This window comes from Rugamonas sp. DEMB1, assembly GCF_029834475.1.
Classification (GTDB): Bacteria; Pseudomonadota; Gammaproteobacteria; order Burkholderiales; family Burkholderiaceae_D; genus Rugamonas; species Rugamonas rubra.
This window is the reverse complement of the sequence record NZ_CP122407.1, coordinates 97824-116753: the sequence shown is the minus strand read 5'-3', so window position 1 is coordinate 116753 and position 18930 is coordinate 97824. Positions and strand designations below refer to the sequence as shown.

At 66.9% G+C, this 18930-nt stretch carries 12 protein-coding genes and 4 pseudogenes; 11 read left to right on the top strand and 5 right to left on the bottom strand.

The features are described from left to right. Positions 1-17: 17 nt before the first annotated feature. The 4 genes from QC826_RS00485 to QC826_RS00470 form a co-directional block, all read right to left on the bottom strand. Positions 18-2315: a TonB-dependent receptor domain-containing protein gene (locus QC826_RS00485; protein ID WP_279763927.1), complete on the bottom strand. Its 2298-nt coding sequence runs from the start codon at positions 2313-2315 to the stop codon at positions 18-20. 337 nt (positions 2316-2652) lie between these two features. Further along, a complete protein-coding gene (locus tag QC826_RS00480) occupies positions 2653-3735 on the bottom strand; it encodes a LacI family DNA-binding transcriptional regulator (RefSeq protein WP_409567744.1) in 1083 nt (360 codons plus the stop codon). A 57-nt stretch (positions 3736-3792) separates the two neighbouring features. Further along, entirely contained in the window at positions 3793-4401 is a 609-nt protein-coding gene (locus QC826_RS00475; protein ID WP_279763926.1) for a glutathione S-transferase family protein, read from the bottom strand. Between the two features lie 49 nt (positions 4402-4450). Continuing rightward, positions 4451-5017, bottom strand: a complete 567-nt coding sequence (locus QC826_RS00470) for a hypothetical protein (RefSeq protein ID WP_279763925.1) — start codon at positions 5015-5017, stop codon at positions 4451-4453. Between the two features lie 289 nt (positions 5018-5306). Between QC826_RS00470 and purB the strand changes: the two are divergent. From purB to QC826_RS00425, 9 genes and pseudogenes are all read left to right on the top strand, one after another. Beyond that, positions 5307-6682, top strand: a pseudogene (gene purB, locus QC826_RS00465) (adenylosuccinate lyase). 197 nt (positions 6683-6879) lie between these two features. After that, positions 6880-7404 carry a cytochrome b gene (locus tag QC826_RS00460; protein WP_279763924.1) on the top strand — a complete coding sequence of 175 codons (525 nt, stop codon included), beginning with the start codon at positions 6880-6882 and terminating at the stop codon, positions 7402-7404. A 24-nt stretch (positions 7405-7428) separates the two neighbouring features. Continuing rightward, the gene (locus tag QC826_RS00455) at positions 7429-7977 is read left to right on the top strand and encodes a YceI family protein (protein WP_279763923.1); all 549 of its coding nucleotides are present in this window, start codon (positions 7429-7431) and stop codon (positions 7975-7977) included. Positions 7978-8034: 57 nt separating this feature from the next. Next, entirely contained in the window at positions 8035-8601 is a 567-nt protein-coding gene (locus QC826_RS00450; protein ID WP_279763922.1) for a YceI family protein, read from the top strand. Positions 8602-8765: 164 nt separating this feature from the next. Then, positions 8766-9179, top strand: coding sequence for an AAA family ATPase (locus QC826_RS00445; RefSeq protein ID WP_279763921.1), 414 nt, complete (start codon positions 8766-8768; stop codon positions 9177-9179). Then, the gene (locus QC826_RS00440; protein WP_279763920.1) at positions 9160-10191 is read left to right on the top strand and encodes an AAA family ATPase; all 1032 of its coding nucleotides are present in this window, start codon (positions 9160-9162) and stop codon (positions 10189-10191) included. The genes QC826_RS00445 and QC826_RS00440 overlap by 20 nt, the downstream gene beginning before the upstream one ends. Further along, the gene (locus QC826_RS00435) at positions 10191-10673 is read left to right on the top strand and encodes a hypothetical protein (RefSeq protein ID WP_279763919.1); all 483 of its coding nucleotides are present in this window, start codon (positions 10191-10193) and stop codon (positions 10671-10673) included. Before QC826_RS00440 ends, QC826_RS00435 begins: the two co-directional genes overlap by 1 nt. A 128-nt stretch (positions 10674-10801) precedes the next feature. Further along, on the top strand, positions 10802-12955 hold the full coding sequence (locus tag QC826_RS00430; protein ID WP_279763918.1) for a S46 family peptidase: 2154 nt from the start codon (positions 10802-10804) through the stop codon (positions 12953-12955). A 189-nt stretch (positions 12956-13144) separates the two neighbouring features. Next, a pseudogene (locus tag QC826_RS00425) lies at positions 13145-13715 on the top strand (NADPH-dependent FMN reductase). A 79-nt stretch (positions 13716-13794) separates the two neighbouring features. On the opposite strand, the gene QC826_RS00420 reads toward QC826_RS00425, so the two are convergent. Further along, entirely contained in the window at positions 13795-14571 is a 777-nt protein-coding gene (locus QC826_RS00420; protein ID WP_279763917.1) for a hypothetical protein, read from the bottom strand. Between the two features lie 188 nt (positions 14572-14759). Here QC826_RS00420 and QC826_RS00415 point away from each other — a divergent pair. Together QC826_RS00415 and QC826_RS00410 are read left to right on the top strand one after the other, a co-directional pair. Next, positions 14760-16446: pseudogene (locus QC826_RS00415) on the top strand (M14 family zinc carboxypeptidase). Between the two features lie 202 nt (positions 16447-16648). After that, positions 16649-18819, top strand: a pseudogene (locus QC826_RS00410) (FUSC family membrane protein). Positions 18820-18930: the final 111 nt, after the last annotated feature.

The following is an 18930-nucleotide window of genomic DNA, read 5'->3' as shown; positions in this document are numbered from 1 at the left end:
TCTGACCCGGTAGCTCGTCAGAAGGCGTAGCTCAGGCTGAGCTTGACGGCGCGGCCGGTGATCGAGCGGGCGGCGTGGCCGTCGCCCTCGACCTCGGTGTAGCCGATCTTGTCGAACAGGTTGTTGGCGGTCAGCGACAACAGCGCCTTGGCGCTCAACTGGTAGTTGAGGAAGGCGTTGACCACCTGGTAGGCCGGCATGTTGATGGTGTGGGCGTCGTCGGCCCAGGACTTGCCGGTGCCGACGATGCTGGCGCCGAAGGTGGCGTCGTTCCAGGTGTAGCTCGGCGCGATCTGGTAGACCACCTTGGCCTGGCGCCGCGGCGTGTTGCCGATCACCGCCACGTCGCCCGGCGCGGTGCCGGTGATCTTGGCCTTGGTGTAGGTCAGGCCGCCGTTGACGCGGAAGTCGCCGGCGCTGTAGGCCGCCTCCAGCTCGACACCCTTGGCGTCGTACTTGTTGGAGGTGCTGCGCTGGGTGGTGGCCTCGTAGTTGCTCTCGTCGGTCTTGGCCTGGAACAGCGTGGCGAAGGTGCTGACGCCGCCGCGGCGCCACTTCACGCCGCCCTCGATCTGCTTGACGGTGTTGATGTTGATCGGCGCGCTGCCGTCGAGCGGGGTGCCGAACAGGATGCGGTCGGCGTTGAAGGCGACCCCGTCGCTGACACGGGCGAACACGGCCAGGTTGCGGTCGATCTTGTAGTTGCCGCCGACCGAGTAGGAGTTGTGGTTCATCTCGTAGTCGACCAGCTGCTGGGTGGCCGGGTCGTAGCGCAGGCCGCCGCTGGCGATGTTGGCGGTGCCGCTGGCGCGCTGGCGGTCCTGGCGCACGCTGGCGTCCAGGTTCAGCGCGCCCCGCTCCCAGGCCAGCGCCAGATACGGCGAGGTCAGCTTGTATTCCATGTCGACGGCGCGCGAGCAGCAGCCGCCGAAGGCCGGGCCGACCAGGCCGGGCGTGGCGTTGGCCGTTTGCAGCAGGGCCGGCTTGTCGCCGCTGGCCTGCATCAGGTACTCGTTGAAGTTCCAGGTCAGGCCCAGCTTTTGGATCGACGAATACAGGCCGGCGGTGGTGGTCAGCTTGGCGCCGTCGGCCAGGGCGAAGGTCTTGGCCAGCTTGGCGTCGTTGAGCGTGTTGCCGGCGTCGTCGATCGAGGTGTTGAACACCACGGCGGAGAAGGCGCGGCCGTTGTAGGCCTGGCCCTTGTTCGGCCCGCTGGCGAACACGTAGTTGCCCAGCGTGCCGTTGTTGGCGGCGAAGACGCCGGCGAAGCGGCCGCTGTTGCTGGCCTTGCGGAACTTGTCGCTCAGCGTCCAGCCCGAACCGAGGTTGAACGAAGCCTCCAGGCCGACGGCGTCGCTCTTCACCGACAAGCCGTCGTTGACGTTGGTCGAGACGTGGTTGTTGTTCTTGTCGAGCACCACGTCGCGCACCCAGTGCGGCGAGTAGAAGGTGACCTTGCGCGGGTCGATGCCGGCGATCTCGCGCACCTCGTGGTCGACCACCTGCACCGGCACCGGCAGCGCGGTGGGCGACTTGTCGTCGAGGTGTTTGAAGGACAGGCGGATGAAGCCGTTGTCGAGCTCGTGCGTGATGTTGCCGCGGATCTGGCCGCCGTCCGCGCTCGACAGGCCGGTCTTGCGGATGCCCTCGCCGCTGCGGTAGTGGCCGCCGATGAAGAAGCGGGTCTTGTCGGAGATCGGCGCGCCGTAGTCGAAGTCGTAGCGCGTCTCGTCGTAGCCCAGGCCGCGGCTGATGCCGATGTGGCCGCCCCGCTCCGCGCCGGTCTTGCTGATGAAGTTGACGATGCCGCCCGGCGAGTTGCTGGCCAGGGTGGAGGCGGAGCCGCCGCGCACCACTTCCAGATGGTCCAGGCTGCCGTCGATCTTGACGTAGCTGTCCGGCGTGATGAAGTTGAAGTCGCCCGACTGCAGCACCGGCAGGCCGTCCTCCTGCAGCTGCACATAGCGCGAGCCGCCGGCCGAGATCGGCACGCCGCGCACGGTGATGTTGGCGTTGCCCTCGCCGCCCGAGGACTCCGAGCGCAGGCCCGGCACCGAGCGCAGCACCTCGGCGGCGCTGGTCGGCGCGCCCTGCTTGATGGCGTCCAACTCCATCGTGCTGACCGAGACGCTGGACTTCATCTTCGACGAGCCGCCGGTGGTGCCGGTGACCACCACCCGCTCCAGGTTCAGGCCGTCGGCCTTGTTGTCGCTCGCGGCGGCGGCGGCCTGCTGGGCGTGGGCGGCGCCCATCTGCAGAACGGCCAGTGCCACGGCGGCGGCGATGCCGCTCAGTTTGACGTTGCGTGTATCCATAGTCTCCTCCAAGTGTGTCGTGCGCCGCATCGGGGCGGCTGTCAGGGACCAAGGGCATCGATCCGGATTCTTGGCGCCGGTTGCCGATTTCTTGAGCAGGTGCGCCATTATTCCTTGAAATTGAATTCTTTGCAATCGATTGCATTAACGCGCCGCAGCATGCGTTGCTCGCACCGCGGCAAACGGGACTTCATAGGAGGGGTGCTGTCGATACGACTTGAAAGTTGCCATGGGAAATACTTAATGCTGCGTTGCAGCACGAAAAGTGTGGTATCGGGCAAGTATTTATTGCAAACGGTTGCAATTGGTCGGTGCGGGGCGCGGGCGCGCCCCGCCCTCAGGCGGTGCTGCTGCCGCGCACGACCAATTCGGTCGCCAGCTGCTGCGACGGCGCCGGGCGGCCGTCGACCAGCGCCAGCAGGGCCGCCACCAGCGCGCGGCCGGCCGCCGGGATGGCCTGGCGCACCGTGCTCAACGGCGGATGGAAATAGCTGGCCAGCTCGATGTCGTCGTAGCCGACCACCGCCACCCGCTTCGGCACGGCGACGCCGTCCTGGCGCAGGGTGTTGATGGCGGTCATCGCCAACAGGTCGCTGCAGGCGAAGATGGCGTCGTACTCGGCGTGGCGGGCGGCCAGCTCGCGCACGCCCAGGCCGCCGCCCTCGGGCAGGAAGGAGACCGCCACGCACAGCGCCGGATCGGCGCCGATGCCGGCCTCGGCCAGCGCGGCGCAATAGCCGGCGTGGCGCTGCGCCACCTCGGGCAGGGCGGTGTCGCCGAGGAAGGCGATGCGGCGCCGGCCCTGCGCCAGCAGGTGGGCGGTGGCCAGGCGGCCGCCGGCCACGTTGTCGCCGCCGATGGTGCAGTACAGCTGCTGCGGCAGCTGGGCGCCCCACACCACGATGGGCACGTGGCGCGCCGCCAGCTGGTTGAGCTGCTCGTGGTGGCGCCACTGGCCGATCAGCACCACGCCGATCACCCGGCCGCTGTCGAAGGGCGCGGCGGCGGCGTCGAGCTGCTCGGCGTCGACCCGGGTCACCAGCATGTCGAAGCCCTGCTCGGTGAGCGCGTCGGCCAGGCTGCCCAGCATGCCGAGGAAGAAGGGGTCGGACAGGTGCTGCCGCGTGCCCGAGTCGTAGGGCACCACCACGCCGACGGTGCGGTTCTGCTTGAGCCGCAGGTTCTGCGCGCCGATGTTGATCGAGTACTTGAGCGAGCGCGCCAGCTCCATGATGCGGCTGCGCGTCTCGTCGTTGACCAGCTTGCTGCCGCTCAGCGCGCGCGACACGGTCGAGGTGGACACCCCGGCCAGCCGGGCGATGTCGGCCATCTGCAGGCGTTGCTGCTGTTGGCCGCTGGGGCCGTCCGCCTCGGCGGGCGGGGCGGCGGCGGCGGCGCTGGGCGGCGGGGTTTTGGACATCTTGTGCTTCCTAAGAAAAACGCCGCCGGAACGATCCGGCGGCGTGTCTGCCGCGACCTACTGCGGCACCGTGTCCTTGAAGGACGGCCGCTCCGACAGCTTGTCGAACAGCTTGGCCAGGTTGGGGTGGTCGTCGCGCCACAGGATCTCGGGGAAGCGGAAGCTCAGCCAGCCCAGCGCGCAGCCGACGGCGACGTCGGCCAGCGTGTAGTGGTTGCCGGCGCAGAAGGGCGATTCGCCCAGCCGCTGCGCCATCGAGCCCAGGCCCAGCGCCACCTTGCCCATCTGCCGCGCCACCCAGGCCTCGCTCTGCAGCTCGGCCGGGCGCTGGGTGCGCTCCAGGCGCACCAGGATGGCGGCGTCGAGCACGCCGTCGGCCAGCGCCTCCCAGCACTTGACGTCGGCGCGGTCGCGTCCGTTCGGCGGCAACAGCTTGCACACCGGCGTCAGCGTGTCGAGGTACTCGACCACCACGCGCGAGTCGATCATGCTGCTGCCGTCCTCCATGATCAGGCAGGGCACCTTGCCCAGCGGGTTGACGGTCTGGATGCTGGTGTCCGCCGCCCACACGTTTTCCAGTTCGAACTGGCAGTCGAGCTTTTTTTCCGCCAGCACGACGCGCACTTTGCGCACGTAGGGGCTGGCGAGGGAACCGATTAGTTTCATAGATGCTTTTAGTAGAAGATTAAGTAACAGTATAGCATCGGCGCCCCGGCTAGGAGCACAGGCCGAAGGCACCGCGCTGGGCGAAGCGGCGCAGGGTCAGCGTGCGCATCGGATAACGCACGCCGCCCACCGTCATGGCCGGCGGCGTCAGGTCGAAGCGCTCGGGCAGCGGGCCGGCGAAGCGCAGCGGAAAACGGTAGATGACGTCGGCGCCGTAGGCCTCGCCCAGCAGCCGTGGCGGCAGGCCGGGCAGCACGATCGGGCCGTCCTTGCCGACCGGCGGGATCAGCCGCTCGACCTGGCCGATGCGGCCGCTGGCGATGGCGGCGCCGTGCGGCACGGTCAGCTCGAAGCCGGTGCGCTCCAGGTCGGCGCGGCTGTTGGCCGGCAGGAAATAGGCCAGCACCAACTCGATGCCGCCGTCCTCGAGCGTGCGCGGCGCGGCGACGTTCAGGTGGATGCTGTCGGCCACGGCCAGGCTGGCGCTGTCCTGCCACTGCGCGCAGCCGGCGCTGATGGCCGGATACGGCGGCGCCGGCGGCGGCGCCTCGGAGCAGGCGGCGAGCAGGCACAGGACCAGCGGCGGGAAAAACAACAGGGCGGCGGATGGGCGCATGGGCAAGACTTCCAGTCGAAAGGCGGGCCGGCGCGGGCGCGCCGGCCGGAATGGCGCGACGATAGCGCACGGGGCGCTTCCGCGCAAGCGGGCCGCCGCCGCCGTGTGGCGGCGCGGTGTGGCGCCGAGCGCGCGGCGCGGCGCCGGCGCCACGCAAAACCACGCCGCCGCCGGGCCGCGCGCCGGCCGGTGGTAAAATCGCGTCTTGCCCGATTGCGTGGCCGGCGCCCCGCCGCCCCGGCCCACGCCGCATCGCCAACCAGTTTTCTTAACCTGCGTCCCCGTCCCCATGACTACTACTCCCTATTCCACGCTGTCGGCCCTGTCCCCCCTCGACGGCCGCTACGCGAGCAAGACCGACAAGCTGCGCCCCATCCTGTCCGAAGCCGGTTTCATGCACCACCGCGTCAAGGTCGAGATTTCCTGGTTGCAAGCCCTGTCGCTCGCCGGCTTCGCCGAGATCAAACCGTTCTCGCCCGACGGCAGCGCCCTGCTCGACAAGATCGCCAGCGGCTTCACCGAGGCCGACGCGGCCCGCATCAAGGAAATCGAAGCGGTCACCAACCACGACGTCAAGGCCGTCGAGTACTGGCTCAAGGAACAGGTCAAGGACGTGCCGGAGCTGGTCGCCGCCTCCGAGTTCATCCACTTCGCCTGCACCTCCGAGGACATCAACAACACCTCGCACGGCATGATGCTCAAGGCCGCCCGCGACGGTGTCATGCTGCCGGCGCTGCAGGGCTGGTCGCCCGCCTGACCGAGATCGCCCACGCCAACGCCGACGTGCCGATGCTCTCGCGCACCCACGGCCAGACCGCCAGCCCGACCACCCTGGGCAAGGAGATGGCCAACGTGGTCGCCCGCCTGCAGCGCGCCGTCAAGCGCATCGCCGCCGTCGAGATCCTCGGCAAGATGAACGGCGCCGTCGGCAACTACAACGCCCACCTGTCGGCCTACCCCGACTTCGACTGGCCGAACTTCTCGAAGAACGTCATCGAGCAGCGCCTGGGCCTGGTGTTCAACCCCTACACCATCCAGATCGAGCCGCACGACTACATGGCCGAGCTGTTCGACGCCTTCGCCCGCGCCAACACCATCCTGCTCGACCTGAACCGCGACATCTGGACCTACGTCTCGCTCGGCTTCTTCAAGCAGAAGACCAAGGCCGGCGAGATCGGCTCGTCGACCATGCCGCACAAGGTCAACCCGATCGACTTCGAGAACTCCGAGGGCAACCTGGGCCTGGCCAACGCCGTGCTCAAGCACCTGTCCGAGAAGCTGCCGGTGTCGCGCATGCAGCGCGACCTGACCGACTCGACCGTGCTGCGCAACATCGGCGTCGGCTTCGGCTACACCCTGCTGGCCTACGACAGCTGCCTGCGCGGCCTCAACAAGCTGGAGGTCAACCACGCCCGCCTGGCGCTGGACCTCGACTCCAACTGGGAAGTGCTGGCCGAGCCGGTGCAGACCGTGATGCGCCGCTACGGCATCGAGAACCCCTACGAGCAGCTGAAGGAACTGACGCGCGGCAAGGGCATCTCGAAGGACGCGCTGCGCGAGTTCATCACCGGCCTGGCCATTCCGCAGGACGCCAAGGAGCTGCTGCTGGCGATGACGCCGGCCAACTACATCGGCATCGCCGCCCAGCTCGCCCACGCGATCTAAACTCCGCTTGACCGCCGGCCGGCGCTGGGGCACTCTGCACCAGATCCTGCCGGCCGGCAACTCGTCGCCGGCCGCCGCGGGTCCGCAAGGCCTGCGCCCGGCGCGGCGGCGAGTCCGCCGAATTCGTCCCCGCCTGCACGCATTGCATTTCTTTGGTATATTAGTCCTAATACGTACTATTATTGAAGGAGTTGCCGATGCAACGCTACACCAAGACCGCGATGCTCATCCACTGGTTGAGCGCGCTGCTGATCATCGCCGCCTTCTTCCTCGGGCTGACGATGACCGAGATCCACGGCATCACCCCCACCAAGCTGAAATACTACTCCTGGCACAAATGGCTGGGCGTCACCGTGCTGCTGCTGGCCGCGTTGCGCGTGCTCTGGCGCCGCGCCAACCGGCCGCCGCCGCATCCGCTCGGCATGCCGGCCTGGCAGGCCATGGCGGCCGACGCCACCCACCTGCTGCTGTACCTGCTGATCTTCGCCGTGCCGGTCTCCGGCTACCTGTACTCGTCGGCCGCCGGCGTGCCGGTGGTCTACCTGGGCCTGATCCCGCTGCCCACGCTGATCGAGGCCAACGCCGAGCTTAAGCCGATCTTAAAAACCGTCCATTATGTTCTGACCATGACCATGGCGGCCGCCGTCGCCGGCCACGTGCTGGCGGCGCTGAAACACCAGTTCATCGACCGCGACGGCGTATTGCGCCGCATGCTGCCCTAACCCCTTATCCCCGGAGCCACCCACATGAAGAAAATCGTCCTCGCCACCCTGCTCGGCGTCTCCCTGGCCGCCGGCGCCGCCACCCTGCTCAAGGCCGACCCGGCCAAGACCAGCGTGTCGGCCGTGTTCAAGCAAATGAACGTGCCGGTCGAATCGAAGTTCAAGAAGTACAGCATCGCCATCGACTACAACGCCGCCACGCCGGACGCCGCCAAGGCCAGCGTCGAGATCGACACCGCCAGCCTCGACCTGGGCGACGCCGACATGAACAAGGAAGTGGCGAAGAAGGACTGGTTCAACTCGGCCGCCTTCCCCAAGGCCAGCTTCGTCTCGACCAGCATCAAGGGCGCCGGCGCCGGCAAGCTCAACGTGACGGGCAAGCTGACCATCAAGGGCAAGAGCGCCGACGTCAGCTTCCCGCTCAGCGTCAAGGCCGACGGCGCCAAGCAGGTGTTCGAGGGCGCGCTGCCGATCAAGCGCCTGGCCTTCAACGTCGGCGAGGGCGAATGGAAGGACACCGGCATGGTCGCCGACGAGGTGACCATCAAGTTCCACGTCGTCGCCGGCCAGTAATTCCCGCCCGCACACCCCGCACCACCCACCGCAACTTGTAACGATAACGGAGACACGATGCAATTCAAGTTCCTCACCGCCGCCCTGCTCGCCGTATGCGCCGGCTCGGCCTTCGCCGACACCTACAACATCGACCCGAGCCACACCTACCCTAGCTTCGAGGCCGACCACATGGGCCTGTCGGTCTGGCGCGGCAAGTTCGACAAGACCAGCGGCACCGTCTCGCTCGACCGCGCCGCCAAGACCGGCACGCTCGACATCAGCATCGACGCCGCCTCGATCGACTTCGGCTTCGACAAGATGAACAGCCACGCCAGGTCGGCCGAGATGTTCAACGTCGAGAAGTTCCCCACCGTCAGCTACAAGAGCAAGTCGCTCAAGTTCGACGGCGACAAGCTGGTCTCGGTCGACGGCGAGCTGACCATGCTCGGCGTGACCAAGCCGGTGACGCTGACCGTCAACAAGTTCAAGTGCATCATGCACCCGCGCCTGAAGCGCGAAGTGTGCGGCGCCAACGCCATCGCCGAGTTCAAGCGCACCGACTTCGGCCTGAACTACGCCACCCCGGCCTTCGCGCCCGAGGTCAAGCTGGCCATCCAGGTCGAGGCGATCAAGGCCGACTAGGCCAACGCCCAGCCCGCCGCGCCCGGCCCCGCGCCGGCGCCCGCCGCCCCCGCCGTCCGGCCCACCGGATCGCGGGGGCGGTTGCATTTCCACTCCTCGTTTGCAGCGCCGTTCACCCATCTCCCAGCGCCCATTTGCGGCATTCAAAGTCAGAACTCAGTGCTATGATGATGCGTAAAGCCTACCTCATTGGAAGCCATGACCGCAGCGACACCAGCAATTATTTTTCCAGCCGGCAAGGCCGAACCCAGCCTGACACAGGAGGGCTGCTCATGCTAGTCGCCGTGACGTTGGAAAATTTCAAAAGCTATCGGCAAGCGCGCCTGCCCCTGTCGTCGCTGACGGTGTTGATTGGCGCGAACGCCTCCGGCAAGAGCAACGCGATCGAAGGCATGCGCTTGCAATGCTGGCTTGCGCAAGGTCAGCGGCTGACCGCCATCCAATCCGCCGTGCAGAATGGGGTGGTGCGCGGTACAGTGGAGGGACCTGGCATTCGAACGTGGCCCATCGTTCGGCCTGGGCGTCGAGACCGGCGCGCCGGAATGGAACCAGCTGACGATGACCTTGACCCGTCGTAGCGATGGCCTACACATCTCGTCCGAAACGCTCACCCATGCCGGCGCCAGCGTTCCCCTGTACACACTGGACCAGGCGTCGACGGAGCGGGGCAGCGACGTCGGCGTGGCCTACAACAACTTCGCCAAGGGCGGCACCAAGCCACATGTGCGCTGCAGCGACCAAACGGCCATCTATGCCCAGTTGACCAGCCCCGCCACCTTTGCTGCGGGCCACGACAAATCGCAGAAGCAGATTCCTCCGGTCACCACACAGCTAGAGCGGTGGATCTCCGCCATGCTCTTCCTTGATCCGGTGCCGGCGCGCATGCGCGGCTATGAGTTCCCGTCGGACACGACGCTGCAAGGCGACGGCAAGAACCTCTCTGCCGTGCTCTTTAATTTATGGGGGCCGGACAACGCGGCCCAACAGCAACCCTATGCGCTGCAACGGCAGGTCATCCTGGCCTTCATTCAAAGCCTGCCGGAGCAAGACATCGCCGGCCTGTCCTTCCTGAAGGAGCCGCGCGGCGGCGTCATGGTCAAGCTCACCGAAACGTTTGGTGGCCGAACCCGCGATTACGACGCCTCGCTGCTGTCGGACGGCACCTTGCGCGTGCTCTCCATCGCCGCCGCCATGCTGTCCGCCCCCGAAGGCAGCCTGGTGGTCATCGAGGAAATCGACAACGGCGTGCATCCCAGCCGGGCGCGCCAACTGCTGACGAACATCCGCAGCATTGCCGAGCGGCGCCAGCTGCGTGTCCTGCTGTCGACCCACAATCCGGCGCTGCTCGACGCCTTGCCGGACTCGGCCCTGCCCGACGTGGTGTTCTGCTACCGCGATCCGAGCGACGGCAGCAGCCGCCTGGTACGCCTGCACGACGTGCCCGACTATCCCGAGCTGGTTGCCCAGGGATCGCTCGGCGAGTTGGTCACCAGCGGCACGCTGGAACGCTTCGTCAAAGAACCCCGCTTGGACGCCGAACGCAAGGCCAGCGCACTGACCTGGCTGGAGGGCATGCGGGGCGGCGCCTGATGGGCGCGATCGTCCTGCTCGACACCTCCGTCTACCTCAACGTGCTCGACGTGCCGGGCTTCAATCAGGATCGGCTCGCGGTATTCGACGAGTTTCGCGCCCTGATCGAGCAAGGCGACCATTTCCTGCTTCCCCTGGCTGCGGTGTGGGAGACGGGAAACCATATCGCCAAGTTGGCGGATGGCCGAAACCGCCGCCGCTACGCCCAGCTCCTGATCGAGAACGTCCAATTGGCGGTGAGCGGCGCGGTGCCCTATCGCGCGACACACTTTCCAGATCGCGAGGACTTTCTTGGCTGGCTGGGCGAATTCCCCGCAGCTGCGATGCGCAACAAGTCAGTCGACAAGACCAATGAAGGGGTCAGCCTGGCGGACCTGTCAATCATCAAGGAATGGGAACGGACCTGCGCCGTCAATTGCATGTCGCGTGTACGCATTTGGTCGCTGGACAGCGATTTGGCGGGATACGACAGGCGGCCTTGAGCACGGCCGCATTTCCATTTCACCAAGTAAAATCCGGTTGACGAATACGTCAAGCGTGGGGATACTCTCGGTCGCTGCGCCGTGCCCTGCCACGGCGGGCATTCCCATTGCAAAAACACAACACTCCGATGAAAAAATCCCTGATCGCGCTCGCCATCCTGAGCACCGCCGCCCACGCCGACGAAGGCATGTGGATGCCGCAACAGCTGCCACAAGTGGCCAAGCAACTCAAGGCCGCCGGCCTCAAGCTCGACCCCGCCACCCTGACCAAGCTGACCGAGTTCCCGATGGGCGCCATCGTCAGCCTGGGCGGCTGCTCGGCCTCCTTCGTCTCGCCGCAGGGCCTGGTTGCCACCAACCACCACTGCGTCTACAACAGCGTGGCGCACAACTCCACGCCCGAGCGCGACCTGCTGGCCAACGGCTTCCTGGCGCACAGCCTGGGCGAGGAACTGCCGGCCGCGCCGGGTAGCCGCGTCTACGTCACCAAGGCCGTCACCAACGTCAGCGGCAAGATCATCAGCGCCGACGTCGCCAAGCTGAGCGGCAAGAAGCGCAGCGACGCGATCGAGCAGAACCAGAAGAAACTGGTCGCCGACTGCGAGCAGGACGCCGGCCACCGCTGCACCGTGTCGGCCTACTACGGCGGCCTGGAGTTCTACCTGATCAAGCAACTGGAAATCCGCGACGTGCGCCTGGTGCACGCGCCACCGGCCGGCGTCGGCAAGTTCGGCGGCGACACCGACAACTGGATGTGGCCGCGCCACACCGGCGACTACGGCTTCTACCGCGCCTACGTCAGCAAGGACGGCAAGGCCGCCGACTTCAGCAAGGACAACGTGCCCTACCTGCCGCAGCACGTGCTCAAGCTGGCCAAGGAAGGCGTCAAGGAGGGCGACTTCGTCATGGCGCTGGGCTACCCCGGCCGCACCAACCGCCACCGCCTGCCGTCCGAGGTGGCCTTCACCTTCGGCTGGAACTACCCGGCCTACGTCAAGATGTCCGGCGAGAACCTGGCGATCATCGCCCGCGAAACGGCCGACAACAAGGACACGGCGCTGAAATACGCCGCCCAGGTCGCCAGCACCAACAACTACTACAAGAACCGCCAGGGCATGCTGGACTCCTACGCCGGCAGCGACATCCTGGCGCGCAAAACCGCCCAGCATGAAGAGCTGAAGGCCTGGGTCAACGCCAACGCCGCGCGCAAGGCCGAGTACGCCGCCGACATCGAGCGCATCGAGCAACTGATCGCCCAGCGCGACAGCGACACCAAGCGCGACTTCTTCCTCGGCTACAGCAAGCCGCGCCTGCTCAACACCGCGCGCACCCTGTACCGCCTGGCCAACGAGACGGCCAAGCCGGACGCCGAGCGCAAGGCCGGCTTCCAGGACCGCGACCTGCCGCGCATCAAGGCCGGCGTCGCCGCGCTGGTGCGCAACTACGACGAAAAGGTCGACCAGGCCCTGGTCATGCACTCGCTGGGCAAGTACGCCGCCCAGCCCAAGGCCCAGCGCAACGCCGCCTTCGACGCCGTCGTCGGCATCCAGGACGGCATGAGCGCCGAACAGCTGAAAACCGCGCTGACCACCCTGTACGCCGGCAGCAAGCTGGGCGACAAGGCCGAGCGCGCCGCCTGGCTGGAACGCAAGCCGGCCGACTTCCTGGCCAGCAACGACAGCTTCATCAAGGCCGCCGTCGCCATGTCGCCGGCCGACCTGAACGAAGAGGCCGAGGACGAGGAACTGGGCGGCAACATCCAGCAAGCCTACGCCAACTACATGAAGGCCAAGATCGCCTTCATGAACAGCCGCGGCCAGGCCGTCTACCCGGACGCCAACGGCACCCTGCGCGTCACCTTCGGCAACATCGCCGGCCGCGACCACGGCGCCGACGGCACCACCTGGAGCGCCTTCACCACCGTCAACGGCGTGCTGGCCAAGGCCACCGGCCAGGGCGAGTTCAACGCCCCGGCGGCGCAACTGGCGGCGATCAAGGCCAAGGACTTCGGCAAGTATGTCGATGCCAAGCTGAAGACCGTGCCGGTCGACTTCCTGGCCACGCTCGACATCACCGGCGGCAACTCCGGTTCGGCCGCGCTGAACGCCAAGGGCGAGTTCATCGGCCTGGCCTTCGACGGCACCCTCGATTCGATCATCTCGGACTGGGACTACAACAAGGCCAACACGCGCGACATCCAGGTCGACCTGCGCTACATGCTGTGGAACATGAAACACGTCGACCACGCCGACAACTTGCTCAAGGAGATGGGCGCCAACTAAGCGGCCCCCTCGCCCGAACCGAAAACCACGCCCCGGCAACGCGGCGTGGTTTTTTTACGCCCCGGCAAACATCGCTGCCGACGCGCAAGACGGCCGCCGACGCGTGCGCTAACGTCCGCCGCCGGCGCGGCAAAATGGGCTACATTGAGAGAAGTGCAAGCCCGATCAATCGTATTGAAGGGAACAAACATGTCCGTGAAAAAAATCGCCGTGCTGGTCGGCAGTCTGCGCCAGGATTCCTACACCCGCAAAATGGCCCAGGCGCTGACAGCGCTGTTGCCGCCGACGCTGAGCGTCGAGTTCGTCGAGATCGGCGCGCTGGCCCTGTACAACCAGCGACCTGGAGGAGCACGGCGCCACCGCGCCGGCCGCCTGGAGCGCCTTCCGCCAGCAGGTCGCCGCCTGCGACGGCCTGCTGTTCTTCACGCCCGAATACAACCGCTCGGTGCCGGCGGCGCTGAAGAACGCCATCGACGTCGGCTCGCGCCCGTACGGCGCCAGCGTGTGGGGCGGCAAGCCGGGCGCCATCGTCAGCGTCTCGCCGGGCGCGGTCGGCGGCTTCGGCGCCAACCACCACCTGCGCCAATCGATGGTCTTCCTCGACGTGCCGCTGCTGCAACAACCGGAGGCCTACATCGGCGGCGCCGCCAAGCTGTTCGGCGACGACGGCAAGCTGGCCAACGCCTCGACCGGCGAGTTCCTGCAAAAATTCGCCAGCGCCTTCGCCGCCTGGGTCGAGACCAACGCGAAGAAGACCTGAACCGAGCACTGCAAACCCAAGCCAAACCAGGGTCAGACCCTAGGGTCTGACCCTATGTCGCCGCCGCCGGCAAGCCGGGTTAGCGCCTTAAGGGGGTGAAGGCGTAGCGCGCGCCGGGCAGCAGTTGCAGGCTGGCGCCGCCGGTGTCGTCCTGCAGGGTCGCCAGGATGGGCGCGTCGTCGGCCTGCAGCAGGGCCAGCTGGGCGCCGGGAAAGCGCTGCGGCAGCTCGGCCACGTCCTCGGCCGCCATCGCCTCGCCGCTCACATAGATGCGGTAGAACGCCCGGCCGCTGGAAAAGTCCAACATGAAGCCGCCGCGCAACTCGGCCGTCCGGCGCCCCGGCATCGCCGTCAGCCGCAGCGCCACCTTACCCTTGCGCAGCTCCAGCGCCTGCCACAGCGGCAGCGCCCGCACGCCGGCGACGCCGGCCTGGCGCAGCCGCGCGGCGGCTGCCTCGGCCGCTACGATGTCGGCCCGGCCGGCAGCGCTGCCGCCCGCGACCGCGCCGCCACGCCGCGCCAGCCCGCCCAGCCAATCGAGCTGGGCCTGCTCGACCTGAGGCAGCACGATCAGGTCGACTCCCTCGGTGGGCGCCGCCGGCATTGCCGCCGGAAACTTCACGTTGCCTGCCAATACCGTCATGCCGAAGAAGCGGATCAAGGCCGTGCCGTCCGGCTGCACCACCACGCTGCCGGGGCCGGCCGGCGCCACCGTGACGGCCGGCAGCAGGCGCATGGCGGGCGGCGCCGCCACCATGTGCCGCTGCGCCTCGCCGGCCAGTTCGAGCAGAACGGCCATCAGCAACAGCGCGCCCATCAGCAACAGCCCAAGCGCCGCGCTCCAATGCTTGTACATGATCGCCTCCCGCCCCGACATGCCCGAAACATCATCAATAGCAGCGATACGGCCGACTCCGTTTGCGCCAACGCAAGCGCCCGGCGGGCGCTCAAAAATGCGGCACGGATGTTACAATTCCTCCCCCGGCACCGTGCTTATCCAGTGCGCGCTTCCTCCCCTTTCATCCCTCTGAGATCCAGACCGCCATGCATGACATGCCCACGCCTTACGAAAAAGGCAACCAGAACCAAACCACCCTGTGGAGCGAGTGCATCGCCTTCTACCAGGAGCTGGCCAAGCGCTTCCCGACGATCCTGAAGTTCGAGCAGATCGGCGTGTCCGACGGCGGCGTTGCCGTGCACGCCGGCGTGGTCAGCGCCGACGGCGTGTTCGACCGCGAGCAGATCAAGGCCGCCGGCCGCCCCGTCTTCTTCAACAACAACGGCATCCACCCCGGCGAGCCCGAGGGCATCGACGCCTGCATGGCCATCGTGCGCGACCTGTGCTTCGAGCCGGCGCGCCTGGCCGCGCTGGGCAAGACGGTGCTGCTGTTCGTGCCGGTCTACAACGTCGACGGCAGCCTGAACCGTGCCAACACCTCGCGCGTCAACCAGGACGGCCCGGAGCAGTTCGGCTTCCGCGGCAACAGCCGCCACCTCGACCTGAACCGCGACTTCGTCAAGTGCGACACGCTCAACGCCAAGCTGTTCAACCAGCTCGTCACCAGCTGGGACCCGGACGTGATGGTCGACACCCATACGTCGAACGGCGCCGACTACCCGTACACCATGACCCTGATCCACACCCAGGCCGACAAGCTGGGCGACGGCCTCGGCCCCTTCCTGCGCCACACCATGCTGCCGCACATCTTCGCGCAGATGGCGGCCAAGGGCTGGCCGACCTGCCCCTACGTCAACCCGATCAAGGACAGCCCGGACGACGGCATCGCCGAGTTCCTCGAGGTGCCGCGCTTCTCCACCGGCTTCGCCGCCCTGCACCATGTGATCGGCTTCATGCCCGAGACCCACATGCTGAAACCCTTCGCCGACCGCTACGCGTCGATGCGCGCGCTGCTCGACGTGACCATGGCCTTCACCGTGGCCAACGGCGCGCAGATCCGCCAGCTGCGCGCCGAGGCCAAGGAGCAGGCCAAAACCAAGAGCCACTGGCCGGTGAGCTGGACGATGGACGAGGCCAATCCGAGCACCTTCCGCTTCAAGGGCTACGCCGCCAAGCGCAGCGCCAGCCTGCTGGGCGACTACCAGCGCCTGTCCTACGACCGCAACCAGCCGTGGGAGCGCGACATCCCCTACTACAGCAATTTCGTCGCCGACGCCGTGGTGCGCACGCCCAAGGCTTACGTTGTGCCGCAGGCCTGGCGCGAAGCCATCGAGCGCCTGCAATGGAACGGCGTCGAGATGACGCGCGTCGCCGAGGCCAGCACGGTGGACGCGCAGTATTACCACATCGCCGCCGTCGGCTCGCGGCCGCAGGCCTACGAGGGCCACATGTTCCACGACACGGTGGAGCTGGAGGCGCGCCAGGGCAGCTTTGTGCTGCAGCCGGGCGACTTCTACATTCCGCTGAACCAGGCCAACGCCCGCTACGCCGTCGAAACGCTGGAGCCGCAGGGCCACGACAGCTTCTTCCGCTGGGGCTTCTTCAACAGCGTGCTGGAGAAGAAGGAGGCCTTCTCCGACTACGTCTTCGAGGGACCTGGCGCTGGAGATGCTGGAGACCGAGCCGGAACTGAAGGCCAAGTTCGAGCAGTGGAAGACGGCCAACCCGGCGCTGCTGGCCGACCAGGAGCAGGTGCTCGGCTTCATCTTCGAACACGGCAAGCGCCACGCCGAACCGGAATGGCGCCGCTATCCGGTGCTGTCGATCTTCTGAACCGACGCCGCTCCCCGGCCGGACCGACGGCCCACGCCAGGCAAAACCAGGCACAACAACAATAACTAGTCCCACCACCGCGCCGGCGATCCCGGCGCGGTGGTTTTCGTGCGGCGTCCCACCCATGGATGCCGCGAGTAAGCCACAAGTAATTCCAGCATTCTGAGCATTCTGGTTTTCCGCTGCCCACAAGGTCACAGCCATGCATTACGCACTCAACCTGCGCACGTTTTTCTATAGCCACTACTTCTATCTCGGCCTGCGCTTCGCCGCCGGCCTGGTCGGCGTCACCCTGATCGCCCTGCAGTTCGCCGACATGACGACCGCCATGACGGTCTGCATCGGCGCCCTGTGCACCGCGCTGATGGACATGCCCAGTCCGCTGCGCCACAAGTTCAACGAAATGTCCGCCTCGGTGCTGCTGTGCAGCGCCGTCACCCTGCTCATCAGCCTGTGCGCGCCCATCTACTGGCTGCTGATGGCCATGCTGGTGCTGCTCAGCTTCATGGCCTGCATGATGGTCGTCTACGGCAAAAAATCGATGCCGCTGCAACTGGCCACGCTGTTCATCATGACCATGTCGATGGAACACGAGATGACGACGCGCGAGTCCTTCGTCCACACCGGCCTGTTCACGGTCGGCGCGCTGGCCTACCTGGCCTACTCGATGGCGGTGTCGTGGATACTGCGCCACCGCATCAAGCAGCAGGTGCTGGCCGAGGCGCTGTTCGAGCTGGCCGCCTACATCGACATCAAGGCCGACTTCTACGACACCCGCTACAACCTCAGCGAGCAGTTCAACAAGCTGGTGCGCCAGCAGAGCGTGCTGGCCGACCGCCAGCAGGCCTCGCGCGACCTGATCCTGCGCAGCCACCTCAACAGCAAGGACGCCATCGTCGTCCAGGTCCACGTCTGCATGCTCGACCTGTACGAGTTGATCCTCTCGACCCACACCGACTACGCCCAGCTGCGCCTGCACCTGGCCGACTCGCCGGTGCTCAAGACGCTGCACGACATCGCCTACAAGGCGGCGCGCGACATCGAGTCGGTGGCCTACGCGGTGACCCGCAAGCGCGTCTCCCACGCCGCCATCAGCTACGAACCGGAGCTCGACGCCATCGAGGCCGAATTGATCCGCCTGCAGGCGCGGCTCGACGCCGGCAAGCCGGCGCAGGAGGCGCTGGCCGTGCTGCGCGCGCAGCGCAACAAGATCCGCGCCATCGCCAAGATGATAGGCGAGCTGCACCAGGCCAGCCAGAAGGCCTACACCAGCACGCCGTTCTGGAGCGACGCCGACATGGCCCCTTCCTGTCGCAGCAGAAGTACGAGCTGCAGATGATCCTGTCGCACCTGCGGCTGGACTCGCCGATCTTCCGCTTCTCGCTGCGCGTGGCGATGGCGATTTCGGTCGGCCTGCTGGTGGCCGCCCAGCTGCCCTACGCCGCGCACAGCTACTGGATCGTGCTGACCATCGTCATCATCCTCAAGCCCAGCTTCAGCATGACCAAGCAGCGCCGCAGCGACCGCATCGTCGGCACCATCATCGGCTGCGTGGTCACCGCCGTGATCATCAAGTACCTCAACTATCCGGGCGCCATCCTCGGCATTTTGATTTTGTCGACGGTGGCCACGCCGACCTTCATCTACCTGCGCTACCGCTACGCCGCCATCGCCGTCAGCATCATGATCCTGCTGCAGATGCACCTGATCGCGCCGGGCAACGCCAACCTGATCATCGAACGGCTGACCGACACCTTCATCGGCGCCGCCGTCGCCACCGCCTTCAGCTTCGTGCTGGCCAACTGGGAGTACCAAAGCCTGCCAAGGTTGATCCGCGAGGTGTTGGGCGTCAACCTGCGCTACGTGCAGGCCAGCTTCGATCTGTTGCAGGGCAAGGGCAAGGACGATTTCGCCTACCGCATCGAGCGCAAGCGCCTGATGGACAGCCTGGCCGCGCTCAGCTCCGCGCTGGTGCGCATGCTCGACGAGCCGAACAGCAAACAGCGCGCGGTGGAGGACATCAACCTCTTCATCGTGCAGAACTACCTGCTGGTGGCGCACGTGGCGGCGCTGCGGGCTATCCTGCGGCGCCACGCCAAGGAGCTGCCGGTGGCCGCCGTCAACGTCATGCTCGCGCACAGCCACGACCAGGTCTGCCGCATCCTGGCGCGCGCGCTGCAGCAGCACGGCCAGACGGTGGCGGTGGCGGTGGCGCCGCACAGCGGCGCCACCGCCGCCACGGCCGCGCCGACGCCGCAGGTGCCGTGGAGCGGCTGGCCGCTGGTGCAGCGGCGCATCCGCCTGCTGCAGGCCGACGCCGACAAAATTATCGTCCACAGCCAGGCCATCGTGCGCGACGTCGCGCCGGCCTGAAAATGAGAGCCGCCAAGGACAGCACTCCAGGGTCAGACTCCCCGCCTTGGCGCTAGGGTCTGACCCTAGATCGTCCCCGCCGCGACAGGCTTCCTACAATGTCACCCTAGA

Excerpts from the sequence above, each read along its gene's own strand:
- QC826_RS00475 (WP_279763926.1), bottom strand. The coding sequence starts at position 4,401 with ATGAAACTAATCGGTTCCCTCGCCAGCCCCTACGTGCGCAAAGTGCGC.
- QC826_RS00455 (WP_279763923.1), top strand. The coding sequence starts at position 7,429 with ATGAAGAAAATCGTCCTCGCCACCCTGCTCGGCGTCTCCCTGGCCGCC.
- QC826_RS00450 (WP_279763922.1), top strand. The coding sequence starts at position 8,035 with ATGCAATTCAAGTTCCTCACCGCCGCCCTGCTCGCCGTATGCGCCGGC.
- QC826_RS00435 (WP_279763919.1), top strand. The coding sequence starts at position 10,191 with ATGGGCGCGATCGTCCTGCTCGACACCTCCGTCTACCTCAACGTGCTC.
- QC826_RS00470 (WP_279763925.1), bottom strand. The coding sequence starts at position 5,017 with ATGCGCCCATCCGCCGCCCTGTTGTTTTTCCCGCCGCTGGTCCTGTGC.
- QC826_RS00430 (WP_279763918.1), top strand. The coding sequence starts at position 10,802 with ATGAAAAAATCCCTGATCGCGCTCGCCATCCTGAGCACCGCCGCCCAC.
- QC826_RS00445 (WP_279763921.1), top strand. The coding sequence starts at position 8,766 with ATGATGATGCGTAAAGCCTACCTCATTGGAAGCCATGACCGCAGCGAC.
- QC826_RS00485 (WP_279763927.1), bottom strand. The coding sequence starts at position 2,315 with ATGGATACACGCAACGTCAAACTGAGCGGCATCGCCGCCGCCGTGGCA.
- QC826_RS00460 (WP_279763924.1), top strand. The coding sequence starts at position 6,880 with ATGCAACGCTACACCAAGACCGCGATGCTCATCCACTGGTTGAGCGCG.
- QC826_RS00440 (WP_279763920.1), top strand. The coding sequence starts at position 9,160 with ATGACCTTGACCCGTCGTAGCGATGGCCTACACATCTCGTCCGAAACG.
- QC826_RS00420 (WP_279763917.1), bottom strand. The coding sequence starts at position 14,571 with ATGTACAAGCATTGGAGCGCGGCGCTTGGGCTGTTGCTGATGGGCGCG.
- QC826_RS00480 (WP_409567744.1), bottom strand. The coding sequence starts at position 3,735 with ATGTCCAAAACCCCGCCGCCCAGCGCCGCCGCCGCCGCCCCGCCCGCC.